Genomic DNA, 13,056 nt, shown 5'->3' on the forward strand with positions numbered 1-13,056 from the left:
TTTTTTATTAAATTGCAAAACGCTTATACTTTTCGTAATCGCTCGTCTTACATTCTACTTCTAGTTTCGTACCTTCGTTTTCATAACTCGTAGATAGAACGTGCGCATGATTATTGAAATAAGAAACTACCTGTCCTTGATCATATGGAATTAACATTTCACACTTCGTATACTCTTTATAGATGTGTGAGCGAATCATTTCTACAAGTTCTTCCATTCCAATATGTTTCTTCGCTGATAAATAAACGCGGTCTTCTTGTACTTTCGGAATTTCAACATCTACCATATCTGATTTGTTATAAGCATAAATGGTTGGGATATTTTCTACTCCAATTTTCTTTAACGTTTCATTTGTAATATCAATTAACTGTTCGTAATTTGGATTTGCGTAATCTACAACGTGAATAAGTAGGTCTGCTTCCGCTACTTCTTCTAACGTTGAACGGAACGCTTTCACAAGGTGATGCGGTAATTTGCTTACAAATCCAACTGTATCTGTCAATAAGAATGATTTGTTATCTGGCAAATCAATATTTCTCACAGATGTTTCTAACGTCGCGAATAACATATCTTTTTCAAATACTTGTTTTTCTTCTGTACCATTATAAATTTCAAGCATTGCATTCATCGTCGTTGATTTTCCTGCGTTCGTATAACCTACTAATGCTACAACAGGAATTTCATTTTTCTTACGTTGTTTTCGCTGCGTTTGACGCTGCGCAACAAGAGCTTCTAAATCTTTATTTAAAACTGAAATTTGTTCTTCAATTTTACGACGATCCAACTCTAATTTCTTCTCACCGACACCTTTATTTTTCGTACCAACACCGCCGCTCTGTCTTCCTAACGATTCACGAAGTCCAATTAAACGAGGCATCATATACTGAAGGTGGGCCACTTCTACTTGCAACTGCGCTTCTTTCGTTTTCGCACGTTGCGCAAAAATGTCTAAAATTAATATGGTACGGTCAATTACTTTACAATCTAAATCTGCTTCTAAATTTCGAATTTGAGAAGGCGATAATTCGTCATTAAAGATGACCATATTCGCATCTACTTCATTTACATAGGCTGCTACTTCTTCAATCTTTCCTTTTCCAATATAATGGGATGGATTTACACGTTGTAAATTTTGCGTCACTTGTCCAATTACCTCTACATCACAAGCTTCTGCAAGATTCGTTAGCTCTTCCATCGAATATGCAAAATCATCCTCATTACCTAAATTCACTCCAACTAAAACTGCTCTTTGTAATAATTCTTCCATATATTTATTCCTCCATTTCGATTACGTAAAATAAAAAACACAGGTCGCTGCCTGTGTTTTCGTAAACGGATAAGGGTTCACCAAAGAAATAGAAGAAAGTTGTGCTTTCATCCTATCTCATAGTTAAAAAGTCCCAAGATCGTATACGTATCCACTATAAGTGTTCACCTATACAATCCCATTCTATTTATAAAGGCAAAACAAAAAGAGGGCGTATTCGTCCCTCCCTCTTTTTCACATATAAGCTTAATAAAGGGTTCCTTTAAAATAGGCAGACCAATCCCGTTCACTCTGCACACAGACAGAGCCTTTGAGCGCTATTCAATTATTGGCACAAAGTATTGAGACGTAATCTGATTAAGATCAAAGGAAGCCCCTCCGTTCATTTTAAGTTACATAAAGTGTAGCATAAGTAATTCGCTTTCACAAGGTTAAACCACCTATAGAAACTGAAAGAAAATCTTTATATTTTTACTTTAATCGTCATTTTTTGCGCTTTTTTCTTACAATAAAAATCACAAGAGCTACTATCAGTAACAGACCTACAGAAAGAGTAAGAATTTGCCACCAGCTTAAACCGTTCAACATGCCACCTTTTAAATCGACTTTCTTTGTCGGAACAGATTCTTTTGCAATTTGACTTAAAGTTACTTTGTCCGCCCCTGCCTCATCTAATCTCTTCGTTCTACTACAACTATTTGTGTGTAATTGTTTTTCCAATCCTCTTTGAGAAGAATATACTAAGTACTCTCCTCCTTCCACAAAGTGAAATACACAATCACCACCATTTGTATATACAATAATTTGCGAAGAATTTGTCCCTTTCCAAATCTTCTTCACTTCAAATAATACTTCAATTCCAACCCCTTCTTTCCTTCCAACCTCAATTACTTTTCCCTCAAACACTACATCGTTTTTTTAAAAGGCCTCTTCTGCTGATACGTTAATACAATCACAAGCATAAGATTTCTCTGAAAAAATAATAAGAATAAAGCTACAAATAATGACAACAGGCAACATGCGTAAAACTGTTTTCAAGGAGCTCAACTCACTTCATTATCAATTTTAAAAACTTCTCGTATATTATTTTTTACAACACTCGCTAAATTCCTTCATAGTAAGCTAAGTCGTTCAATACACCAAAAATCTATATTGACATTTTTATAACCTGATATTAGTATCAGGTTATAAAATAAAGTTAGGAGCTGTTCCTATGAATTCTAAATCTCGTATTACTGCAATTGGTACTCATGTTCCAAATCAAATACTCTCTAATCATGATTTAGAAAAAATGATCGATACGAATGATGAATGGATTGTACAAAGAACAGGAATGAAGGAAAGAAGGATTGCTAGCGAAGACGAATACTCCTCACACTTAGCCATTAAAGCAATTGAAAATTTATGTACAACATACAAGAAAAACTTAGAAGATGTCGACTGTATCATTGTTGCTACTACTACTGCTGATTACGTTTTCCCGAGTGTTGCTTGCCAAATACAACAATACTTCAACATACCTCATACAATAGCATTTGATTTAAATGCCACTTGCGCTGGTTTCACATATGGCTTGCACGTCGGTAATAGCTTGATTACTTCTGGATCACATAAAAAAGTACTTGTCATAGCGACAGAGACATTATCAAAAGTTACTGATTACACCGATAGAACGACCTGCATTTTATTTGGCGATGGTGCTGGAGCCATTTTATTAGAAAGAGATGAAAACAAACCAAGCTTTATTGCCGCACACATGGGAACAAATGGGGACGGTGGTATTCATCTATACAGAACAAACTTATCTACAACTATGAATGGTACACCACTGCAAACAAATGAAAAAATCGTGCAAAATGGAAGAGAAGTATATAAATGGGCAACACGCACGGTGCCAACAGGGATAAAAGAACTATTACATACCGCAAATATGCAAAAGGATGATATAGACTGGTTCATTCCTCATAGTGCTAATTTACGAATGATCGAATCTATTTGTGAAAAATCTCAAATTCCAATACAAAAAACATTAACGAGTGTGGAATTTATGGGGAATACATCTTCCGTCTCTATTCCACTCGCACTAGATTTAGCTAGAAAAGAAGGAAAATTAAGTAACGGAGATACACTTTTACTATACGGATTTGGCGGTGGTCTTACGCATTTAGGGCTTATTGTGAAGTGGGATTTAATTTAAGTTTATAAAAAGAGGTTCTAGTTAGTAACTAGAACCTCACTTCAATTTCGTTATCCTTTTCGGGACCATATCACAACAGGAATCAGCATGAAAGCTAATACTCCTCCAGCTAATGACAATGCTGCATAACTCGAATTCGCTACTACCATTCCTGATATCGCTCCACCAGAAGCTCCAGCTAACGCAATAAACACATCTATCTTCCCTTGTGTTTTTGCACGTGTAGAAGGTATAGTTGCATCAACAATTTGAGCAGTACCACTTATTAAACCAAGGTTCCATCCTAAGCCAAGTAAAGATAAAGCAACAATTAATAGTATTATAGAATCACTTGGCGCTATCGCAGCTATGACACCTGCTGCTAGTAAAATTACTCCACCTGCTATACTCATCGTAGTTCTGCCTATTTTATCAATTAACATTCCCGTAACGAGAGATGGAAGATACATTGCACCTACATGAAAACCAATTACAAGACCTACTGCACTTAAACCGTGACCGTGGTGTCCCATGTGAACTGGAGTCATCGTCATAATTGCAACCATCACGATTTGAGTAAGTATCATTACGATAGCTCCAACTGTAATGCCTCTTTTATTTTCTTTCGCTTCTTCTGTTACCGGTTGGCCTTTATATGTATGTTCTTGTTTATATGATTCTATCATATTAGCAATAAGTAACGGATCGGGACGAAGCATAACAAATAGTACAAGACCCGCCAGTATAAATGCAGCTGCTGATAATATGAACGGACCAGCAAGTTCAGGAATTCCAATTGAATGAGCAACCCTTCCCATTACACCTACTAAATTGGGACCTGCGACCGCACCAAAAGTCGTCATTACCATCGTAATACTAATAGCAGTTGCTCTTTGCTTCTTATTCGCTAAATCCGTTCCAGCATAACGCGCTTGTAAATTTGTAGCTGTGCCCGCGCCATATATAAGTAAAGAAACTAGTAAAAGAATAATACTATTTGTTAAAGCTGCCATCACAACTCCAATAGCCCCTAACCCGCCTACTATAAAACCTCCTGCAAGCCCTACGCGGCGACCATACTTTTGCGATAACTTCCCAACAAAGAAAGCCGCTATCGCAGATCCCATCGTAAACATAGCTGCCGGTAATCCTGCATATGCATCTGTCCCTAGCATTTGCTGCGCAAGAAGTGCACCTACTGTAATCCCAGCAGCTAATCCTGCTCCGCCGAACATTTGTGAAATACTTACGATTATTAACGTTCGTTTGTATAATTTTTGTTGCTCATCTTCTGTGTACATACGATTAGTTATTGAAACATCTGCTGTATCTATCATTTCCTCATCCTCTCTATAAAACTAATCCCCCTTGTTAATGTACTATAGAACAACAAAACCCCAAAATTTTTAACTCTTAAATTTATTCATATTTTGTTGCTCCTCCACTTCAAATAATAATCCCTTAATTTTCAACACTACTCTTTTGTATTATTAAAATACAATATAAAACTACATGACATGTAATTTTATATAGATACTGTAGTAAATTTACTGTTTCCAGACAATGATTAAAGTGCGATTTATTATAAATAACACGGCAAGAATAATAGCAAAAGATTTTTGATCAACAACATATAGAGCAACAGAGCTAACTCCAAACAAGATGATTTCTAGCATAAACCTATATGGTTCTGACAATTTTAATGATGCTTTAGGTGCAATGAACCGCCCCCATATTATTGCAAAAAGTAGTGGTGAACCAATACCAAAAACATATTTCCCATATACATTCCAAAAAAATTGAAAGCCCCAATAACATAATGATGCAAGAGCACATAATTCTAGAAAAAATCGAATCCCCAGATTTATATGTTTTATAGACATATACAACCTCCTTGAAAACATATGTAGAATCCTATAAAAGTAATATTATGCATCCTATATTTGAACTTGATACGTACCTATTCATTGTATGTAAAAATACTTATTCATACTATTCAGTTCATCTTTGACTTTGGCTGATAATGAATGAGAGTAAATACTTCATGATAGTGACACATATGTCTATAAGCACAAAGGAAAGAACTCCGCCATTCATGTTTCGTCCGTGGAGTTCTTTCCTTTGTTAATAGCCAACTTTCAATAATTAGAATAAAATTCATGTTTGGCCTATTTCCCTTCCAATCCCCCTACTACCCTTTTTTCCCTTCTTTTACTCAAAGCTTTCCCTTCCCAAAATAACAAACTTACGAAAGCACAAATTAAAATAATTGGCACACTTGCTTTATATAAATCTGTAAAACTCATAGCCATCTGGTTCTTAGCATAATGGTTTACATCATTCGAAAATGCGAGTACTTCTTTCTTTATACTTTCCTCTTGTTTTTCAACTTCATTTGTCACTTGATTCATAACTTCTTCTCTTTTTATATCTCTATATTCTACTGGAACAGCATTTAATACTTCATCTACTTTTTGGTGAATTAATTCGTCTTTTTTCTCTTTATTTAACCCTACAAATTTTTCATTTTGATGCTTTTCTACATTCGTTTCTATACTTTGATTCTCTATTTTTTCTTTTGTTACTTGTAATATCTGAGCTTGCTCGACACTACTCACATGAATATTACGCACCTTTTCTTCTGCATAACGATATACATTCTCTTTATTTACAGTTAAGTTGTGAGTTAAGTTAGATACAAATATTGCGACCGCTAAAACAATCCCTACTTGCCGCAACATTGACACAACACTTTGAGAAGCAGTTAATAATTCTCCTTCAAACGAAGACGCACCTAAAACTGTAATTGGTCCTACTACTAAACCATATCCAGCACCTAATATCATACATGGAATAATAATTTCTATATTTGTTGAATTAACATCAATCATTTGCAACCAATAATAAGATAAGCCCATAACAAGAAAGCCTGATAAAATAATAGTTACTTTTCCGAGTTTTTTAATTAAAGTTGCTGCAGCTGGTGAGACAAAAAATATCATTGCTGAAATAGGTGTCACTAAAAAAGCTGCTTCAATTTCCGTTCGACCTTGTATTTTCGTTAAGAATGTTGGAAGTAATACAGTAACTCCAATTAAAAATACATTACTTAATATGACAACGATAGATGCTCCGACAAACATTCGATCTTTAAATAAATTTAAATTCACCATCGGATTATGAATCTTTCGTTCTACTAAAACAAATAGAATAAGAGAAATAGTACTAAGTGCATAGCAAGACAAAGCTATATTACTTTGCCATCCCCATGTATTTCCTTTTACTAATATGAGAGTAAAAGAGAAAATTGCTAAGCTACTTAATAGTAATCCTACCCAATCTATTTTTGAGATAATACGTTCTTCATTTTTTATTTTTAACATAGTGCAGCATAAAAGGATTCCAAGAATACAAATTGGAACATTTACGAAGAACACCCATCTCCAACCAAAATTTTGTGTAATAATTCCACCTATTACTGGTCCCATTGCAGCTGACAGACCTTGTGTTACACCTAAAATTGCAAGTGCAACATGCCTCTTAGCTAATGGCATTGCTGATACACCAATTACCATACTAGTTGGAAATAAAATCGCTGCCCCTACACTTTGTATAAAGCGAGACAAGATAAGAAAATCTCCCGTATTAGCAAAAGCACACAGTACTGACCCGCCACCAAAAATCACCAAACCAAGAATATACATCTTTGCTTTTCCAAAGATATCAGCTATCCGCCCTAACGGAATAGCAAGTACTGCTATTGTCATTGTATAAACATTTAATACCCAAGACATCTTTTCCAATGAAGTATTTACACTCGTTTGTATCGCTGGTAAAGCTATATTCATAATAGTCGTATCAATCATACAAAGAAATATACCTAAACACATTAAAAAGACAATCTTAATCCCCTTTGATTGCTCCATATTCATCCACCCTTTATTTATTGTGAACTTGTTTTTCATTCTTCTGTTTTATTGTTTTTTTGTTTCTAATTGTTCTAGTTTTCTTTTCAATGTCTCAACTTGAGCACTATACGATGCGATACCTACATCGAGTGAAATTTCCTCAACAAAAGTAATACCTTCTCTCCACTTTTCATATTTCAGACGTAGATCCGCAATGTATGCTTCTTTCCTTTCAATTTCGTCCTTAATCCATCTTTTTATCGCCTGATCATCGCTATAATTACCGAAATACATCCTCATTAAAAAATCTGAACGTAAAACATCTTTCTCTACATCCGTTTGCATGTATTGATAAAACTCTTCACGCCCCTCATCTGTAATAAAGTACATTTTCTTATTTGGTTTCCCTTCTTGCATAACAACTTCTTTTTTTATTTTCCCCTCTTTTTCCAACTGACGTAACGTTGGATAGATCATTCCAAAACTTCCATCAAAGAAATGAGTAAATACGTCTTCAAACACAATTTTAATATCATAACCAGACAATTCTTTTTCCATCAACAAACCTAAAACAACATCTCTTCCTTTCAAAATAAGACCCCCACATAGTATATAATCAATAATCATATTAACATTGTTAATATGATTATTGATTATATACCTTATTCTGTTATTTGTAAAATGTTTCTAAATAAAAACACCCTGTAATTTTATTGTTCAAAATTACAGGGTATTTCTACTTTATATTTCATAAACAAACCTTGTACTATTTTACAACTACATCTTGATTCATTTCAAAACCTTCTGTCTTACCTTCTTTCATTTCATAATAATAAGAAGGCAATTCTATACCATGCTCTACAAAATAATCCTCAATTAACGAAATAATCACTTTCAACGTTTTCAAACGTGCGTATAATTTATCGTTGCTCGCGATTATTTGCCATTTTGCATTTGGCTTATTTGTTTTTTCAAACATGTCTTCCATTGCTTCAACATACTCGTCCCATTTTTCACGGTTACGCCAATCTTCATCTGTAATTTTCCATCTTTTTAAAGGATTATTCTCTCTATCTTTAAACCTCTTTAACTGTTCATCTTTACTAATATGATAGAAAAACTTACCGATTATATAATGATCATCTGTTAGTAGTTTTTCAAAATCATTAATCTCACCATACGCTCTCATCCACTCTTCCTTTGTAGCAAAACCTTCAACACGCTCAACTAACAGGCGGCCGTACCACGAGCGATCGAAAATAGTAATTTGCCCGTACTGAGGTAGTTTCCGCCAGAAACGTTGCAAGTAATGGTACCGTTTCTCATGAGGTGCTGGTGCTCCAATTGGATTTACTTGAAACCCACGCGGATCAAGGTGCTCTGTCACTCGTTTAATCGCTCCGCCTTTTCCAGCCGCATCCCAGCCTTCCATAACGAGCATAACTGCAATTTTTTCTTCTTTTACAATTTGCTGCAACGCTAATAAGCGCCTTTGATATTTTTCAAGTTTCTTATTGTACTTAGATTTCGATTCAATTCTTTTCGTTACATCTACTTTAGCAAGAACTCTATTTTCCATAAAACAAATCCCCCTTGTTGTATGACAATGTTATTTTAACATATTATTGGAAATTTTCTACATTAGAAAAAAACTGTGTAGAAAAATTTCTACACAGCTTCCTTCTCTAATTGCACATCTACTTCAATATTCTCATTTTTATTTTTCACAGCTTTTATAAAGAATACAGCAGTTAATATAACGGTAATAACCGCACCTACCATATAAGATATGTTTAATGGAATATTAAAACCAATTTTTGCATTTAAAATGTAAATGACAGTCATGAGCGTCATAAATATCGCCGGAATTAAGGAAACAACATACGGTTTTCCTTTTATAAATAAATACATCGTTCCAATCCATAACGCAATTGCTGCAGTCGATTGGTTAGCCCAAGAGAAATATCTCCATAATAGTGTGAAATCAATTTTCGTTAAACCGTATGCAATAACAAACAATGGAATTGCAATAATTAAGCGGTTTTTCAATTTCGTTTGATTAAAATTGAAATAGTCCGCAATGATAGAACGTGCCGCACGAAATGCAGTATCACCAGATGTAATTGGTAGTACAATTACTCCGATAACAGCAATCGTTCCGCCGACAGCCCCTAACATTGTCTTTGAGATTTCACTTACAACCGCAGCTGGTGTACCAGATTTAATCAACTCATTTAATTCACCATATGAGAAAATACTCATCGCCGCCGCTGCCCAGATCATCGCAATAATTGCTTCTGCAATCATCATGCCGAAAAATACATATCGGCCGTGTTTTTCAGTTTGAAGTGTTCTTGAAATAATTGGTGATTGTGTTGCATGAAACCCGGATAAAGCACCACATGTAATTGTCAGCATTAATAGTGGAAAAATCGGTGCATTATCTGGATGCATATTTTCAAACGTTAATTCTGGTATAGGAGAACCTTTTATTATCATCATTCCCCCTATACCAATAGCACTTATTAGCAATAATGCACCTAATACCGGATAAATCTTCCCAATAATTTTATCAATTGGCAAGATCGTAGACAAAATGTAATATACAAAAATAACAGTTAAGATAATAGTGATTGACACTTTCCCTTGTAATACGATATCAAGTAATGATGCTGGTGTTGTAATAAACACAGTTCCTACTAATACTAAAAGCAACAGTGAAAAAACATTTACAATGTGTCTCATTGCATTTCCTAAAAACTTCCCTGCTAATTCAGGAATATGCGCCCCTTTATTTCGAATAGAAATCATCCCTGTAAGATAATCATGAACAGCACCTGCAAAAATAGCCCCTATTACGATCCAAACAAATGCAACCGGTCCATATAAAGCACCTAATATTGGCCCAAATATAGGTCCAGTACCTGCAATATTTAATAATTGAATCATAGAATTCTTTCGCCTATCCATAGGTACATAATCTACGCCATCTTGGTTCACATAGGCCGGTGTCTTTCTTTTGTAATTGACTCCAAATATTTTTTCAATAAACTTTCCGTATGTAAAATAACCAATTATCAATACGACGATTGATACTAAAAATGTAAACATTACTATCCCCTCCCTTTTACAGAAAATGCTTTCCTATTTTCATATAAGAAAACGTTTTCAATTTATTCTAGCATATTTAACCAAATTAAATAAATAGTTTATATAGAATTTTTAGTATATTCTTTTTATAATAAAAACATCTCCCTCATAACAGTAAGAGTAACTTGATTATTCGTAACTAAATCCATTTCAACGATAAGGCTTAGTACCCCAATACTTATATACACAATTACTGCATTACATGGATTCAAATCTAATAACATTCCAAAAATAAACATATACAAAAATAATAATTGTAGAAAAATACTGCTTCCCATACTTACGAGTTCTTTCAATATATCCTCCCCCCCCTAAATCGCATGGTATATTATCTCAAAAAGAGAAGAAAATAACAAACAAATTCATTAAAGAATGGGAGCTCTCAAAAAATGAAACGAAAAATATTAACTCTCTTTACGCTTATATGCTTAGCACTACCAATACAAGCTAGTGCATACACATTTCAATCACTACCAATTGCATCAAAGTCTAAACAATGGTATATCGAAATTGATAAATCTCATAACGTAAACAAGCAAGCAATCCAGCCAAAACAAGGTGTATTTGATACATATAGTTTACTCGTAAAAAACATCGGTCATGATGTATCAAACGTATCCGTGGAAATACTTGATAACAATCCTACCTCTAAAGCTACCTTTAAACCTACTACACCTAATGAAAATATTTCTAAAAGTCATACAAGCTTTGACTACATGGTATTCCCATTAGACTTTAATAGCCATAATTTTAAAGTTGTGATTACTTGGGAAGAAAAGAACTTTTCTTACAACGGCCATCCAGTAAATGAAAGTAAAAAAATGAAGCAAACATTTGTATTTAATGAAGAGTAAGCCCTAATTTAATTAGGGCTTACTCTTCATTTACAAAACCAGTTTGAATGGCTTCTGTCACTTCTTTTGTGATGTCCAGTTTTGTTGCATCGGTGCTAATTTTCTTATACCAAATATGCACGGAAGGCTTTTCGTTACAAAAATGTTTTATTAATACTAGTTGATTATATGCTAGCTTATTTTCTCTTTGGGTAGCAATATAGACTGTGAAATTTTTTGCTTCAAAGACCTTTTCCTGCAAAGTATATTGGTTGTCCCATTCCTTTGCGACTATATCGTTCAAATTTTCTATAAGCATATAAGTCGTTCCCACCTTCCCTTATATCATCAATCAAATCTTCGAATACTCGGCACACATAATGCTACTCCAATTGTTACAAGTACTAAAATAGCTAGTGTTATAATCGTTATCTCGCCACCTATGACAGTAGCTAACCACCCTACAACTACATAACCTAGTGGCAATAAAGCAAATGAACCTAACATATCAAGGCTTGCCACTCTTCCAAATGCTTCTTCTGGCACAAGCTCTTGTAAACTCGTCTCCCAAATGAGTCCAAATATCATCATACCGAACCCTTCAATTGCCATTAATATAATTAAAACAGGTGCCCAAGTAATGAACGGCATTATTAAAAGCGCACAACCACTTATTAAAACACCACCATAGGCAAGTACTCCCCGCTTATACCACCGTTCTCTCCCGCCAAATATTAGAGCAGCAACTACAGCTCCAACACCAGAGGAGGCCATGCCTAATCCATACACATATGCTTCAAAATGATGATGAACATTAAATAACCATGGAATTAATACGACGATAATTCCTGCATAACAAATATTGATGAAAGAAAAGACTAAAATTGTAATCCATAGCCACGGATGACTTTTTAAAACAAAAACACCTTCCATAAACTCTTGTTTATAATCGACTTTTTTCTTTTCAATAGATTTTACTTTTTTAAACTTTATTTCTCTTAAAAATAATAAACAAAAAAATGATAACAAATACGTTACTGCATCTAGTCCAAACCCTATTCCAGCAGATGCAACTGAAACGATTAATCCTCCAAGAGCTGGTCCAATTAGTCGTATACCTTGATTACTCATTTGCGTTAATGCATTAGCTGCATTGCGAATTTCTGGTACAAATACTTTCGCTCTTACAGCCGCATACGCTGGCTGAAATATGCCTTCCATAAGTCCATATAATGCTACAAGTACATATAGAAGTGGAATTGTTAATACATCCATAAATATAAGTGTTGCAAGTAATAGCATTAATATGCAGCGAACTATATCTGTAAATAACATTACTTTCACCCGATCCATTCGATCTACTACTAATCCCGCAAACGGTAACGCAAGAATATTAGGAAGCATGTACATTGCCATAGTCATTCCCATTACAACTGTTGAACCAGTTAATGAATACACAACGACTGGCAAAATAACCATCGTTATCGAACTACCTAAAGTCGAAAGCAATTGCCCAATCCATAAAAATTTAAAATGTGGTGACGCTTTAACTGGCAATAATAATTTGCCAACATACCCTAAACCCTTTTCTCTTTGTATTCCCCCTTGCATTTCCCTCTCCTCTTTTCAAATAACTATAGAATTTATACGAAGCAACTAAAAATTCCTAATCTTCTATTTTTAATTATATAAGAAATCATTATATCATGGTAAAATTATCAA

General features: G+C 34.4%; 11 protein-coding genes and 2 pseudogenes. 2 read left to right on the plus strand and 11 right to left on the minus strand.

Annotation, left to right across the window (positions count from 1 at the left end):
* Positions 1–7: 7 nt before the first annotated feature.
* Together hflX and PDQ68_RS13745 are read right to left on the minus strand one after the other, a co-directional pair.
* Positions 8–1,267: a GTPase HflX gene (gene hflX, locus PDQ68_RS13740; protein ID WP_061183881.1), complete on the minus strand. Its 1,260-nt coding sequence runs from the start codon at positions 1,265–1,267 to the stop codon at positions 8–10.
* A gap of 483 nt (positions 1,268–1,750) precedes the next feature.
* Positions 1,751–2,305, minus strand: a pseudogene (locus tag PDQ68_RS13745) (cobalamin biosynthesis protein CbiN).
* Positions 2,306–2,480: 175 nt separating this feature from the next.
* On the opposite strand from PDQ68_RS13745, the gene PDQ68_RS13750 reads away from it, so the two are divergent.
* A complete protein-coding gene (locus PDQ68_RS13750; RefSeq protein ID WP_061183882.1) occupies positions 2,481–3,464 on the plus strand; it encodes a ketoacyl-ACP synthase III in 984 nt (327 codons plus the stop codon).
* Between the two features lie 50 nt (positions 3,465–3,514).
* Here PDQ68_RS13750 and PDQ68_RS13755 read toward each other — a convergent pair whose 3' ends face one another.
* From PDQ68_RS13755 to PDQ68_RS13785, 7 genes and pseudogenes are all read right to left on the minus strand, one after another.
* Positions 3,515–4,780, minus strand: coding sequence for an MFS transporter (locus tag PDQ68_RS13755; protein WP_061183883.1), 1,266 nt, complete (start codon positions 4,778–4,780; stop codon positions 3,515–3,517).
* Between the two features lie 210 nt (positions 4,781–4,990).
* Positions 4,991–5,326, minus strand: a complete 336-nt coding sequence (locus PDQ68_RS13760; protein ID WP_270786844.1) for a YrdB family protein — start codon at positions 5,324–5,326, stop codon at positions 4,991–4,993.
* Between the two features lie 285 nt (positions 5,327–5,611).
* On the minus strand, positions 5,612–7,369 hold the full coding sequence (locus tag PDQ68_RS13765; RefSeq protein WP_061183884.1) for an MFS transporter: 1,758 nt from the start codon (positions 7,367–7,369) through the stop codon (positions 5,612–5,614).
* Between the two features lie 35 nt (positions 7,370–7,404).
* Positions 7,405–7,942 (minus strand): annotated as a pseudogene (locus tag PDQ68_RS13770) (PadR family transcriptional regulator).
* 175 nt (positions 7,943–8,117) lie between these two features.
* Positions 8,118–8,930, minus strand: a complete 813-nt coding sequence (locus PDQ68_RS13775; protein WP_061183885.1) for a polyphosphate kinase 2 family protein — start codon at positions 8,928–8,930, stop codon at positions 8,118–8,120.
* Between the two features lie 89 nt (positions 8,931–9,019).
* Complete coding sequence (locus tag PDQ68_RS13780; protein ID WP_061183886.1) at positions 9,020–10,462, minus strand: carbon starvation CstA family protein; 1,443 nt, start codon at positions 10,460–10,462, stop codon at positions 9,020–9,022.
* A gap of 125 nt (positions 10,463–10,587) precedes the next feature.
* Positions 10,588–10,797: a hypothetical protein gene (locus PDQ68_RS13785; RefSeq protein WP_016717144.1), complete on the minus strand. Its 210-nt coding sequence runs from the start codon at positions 10,795–10,797 to the stop codon at positions 10,588–10,590.
* 93 nt (positions 10,798–10,890) lie between these two features.
* Between PDQ68_RS13785 and PDQ68_RS13790 the strand changes: the two genes are divergently transcribed.
* Entirely contained in the window at positions 10,891–11,355 is a 465-nt protein-coding gene (locus PDQ68_RS13790; protein WP_000823326.1) for a hypothetical protein, read from the plus strand.
* Between the two features lie 19 nt (positions 11,356–11,374).
* Here PDQ68_RS13790 and PDQ68_RS13795 read toward each other — a convergent pair whose 3' ends face one another.
* Both PDQ68_RS13795 and PDQ68_RS13800 read right to left on the minus strand, forming a co-directional pair.
* The gene (locus PDQ68_RS13795) at positions 11,375–11,653 is read right to left on the minus strand and encodes a hypothetical protein (protein ID WP_046646890.1); all 279 of its coding nucleotides are present in this window, start codon (positions 11,651–11,653) and stop codon (positions 11,375–11,377) included.
* 29 nt (positions 11,654–11,682) lie between these two features.
* A complete protein-coding gene (locus PDQ68_RS13800) occupies positions 11,683–12,945 on the minus strand; it encodes an MFS transporter (protein ID WP_061183887.1) in 1,263 nt (420 codons plus the stop codon).
* Between the last annotated feature and the right edge of the window lie 111 nt (positions 12,946–13,056).

The sequence above is a fragment of the Bacillus cereus group sp. Bc010 genome (assembly GCF_027716745.1).
GTDB classification, from domain to species: domain Bacteria; phylum Bacillota; class Bacilli; order Bacillales; family Bacillaceae_G; genus Bacillus_A; species Bacillus_A pacificus.

Bases quoted from the DNA above. Each gene is read 5' to 3' on its own strand.
- PDQ68_RS13780 (WP_061183886.1), bottom strand. From the start codon at position 10,462: ATGTTTACATTTTTAGTATCAATCGTCGTATTGATAATTGGTTATTTT.
- PDQ68_RS13800 (WP_061183887.1), bottom strand. From the start codon at position 12,945: ATGCAAGGGGGAATACAAAGAGAAAAGGGTTTAGGGTATGTTGGCAAA.
- PDQ68_RS13755 (WP_061183883.1), bottom strand. From the start codon at position 4,780: ATGATAGATACAGCAGATGTTTCAATAACTAATCGTATGTACACAGAA.
- PDQ68_RS13750 (WP_061183882.1), top strand. From the start codon at position 2,481: ATGAATTCTAAATCTCGTATTACTGCAATTGGTACTCATGTTCCAAAT.
- PDQ68_RS13760 (WP_270786844.1), bottom strand. From the start codon at position 5,326: ATGTCTATAAAACATATAAATCTGGGGATTCGATTTTTTCTAGAATTA.
- PDQ68_RS13775 (WP_061183885.1), bottom strand. From the start codon at position 8,930: ATGGAAAATAGAGTTCTTGCTAAAGTAGATGTAACGAAAAGAATTGAA.
- PDQ68_RS13790 (WP_000823326.1), top strand. From the start codon at position 10,891: ATGAAACGAAAAATATTAACTCTCTTTACGCTTATATGCTTAGCACTA.
- PDQ68_RS13765 (WP_061183884.1), bottom strand. From the start codon at position 7,369: ATGGAGCAATCAAAGGGGATTAAGATTGTCTTTTTAATGTGTTTAGGT.
- hflX (WP_061183881.1), bottom strand. From the start codon at position 1,267: ATGGAAGAATTATTACAAAGAGCAGTTTTAGTTGGAGTGAATTTAGGT.
- PDQ68_RS13795 (WP_046646890.1), bottom strand. From the start codon at position 11,653: ATGCTTATAGAAAATTTGAACGATATAGTCGCAAAGGAATGGGACAAC.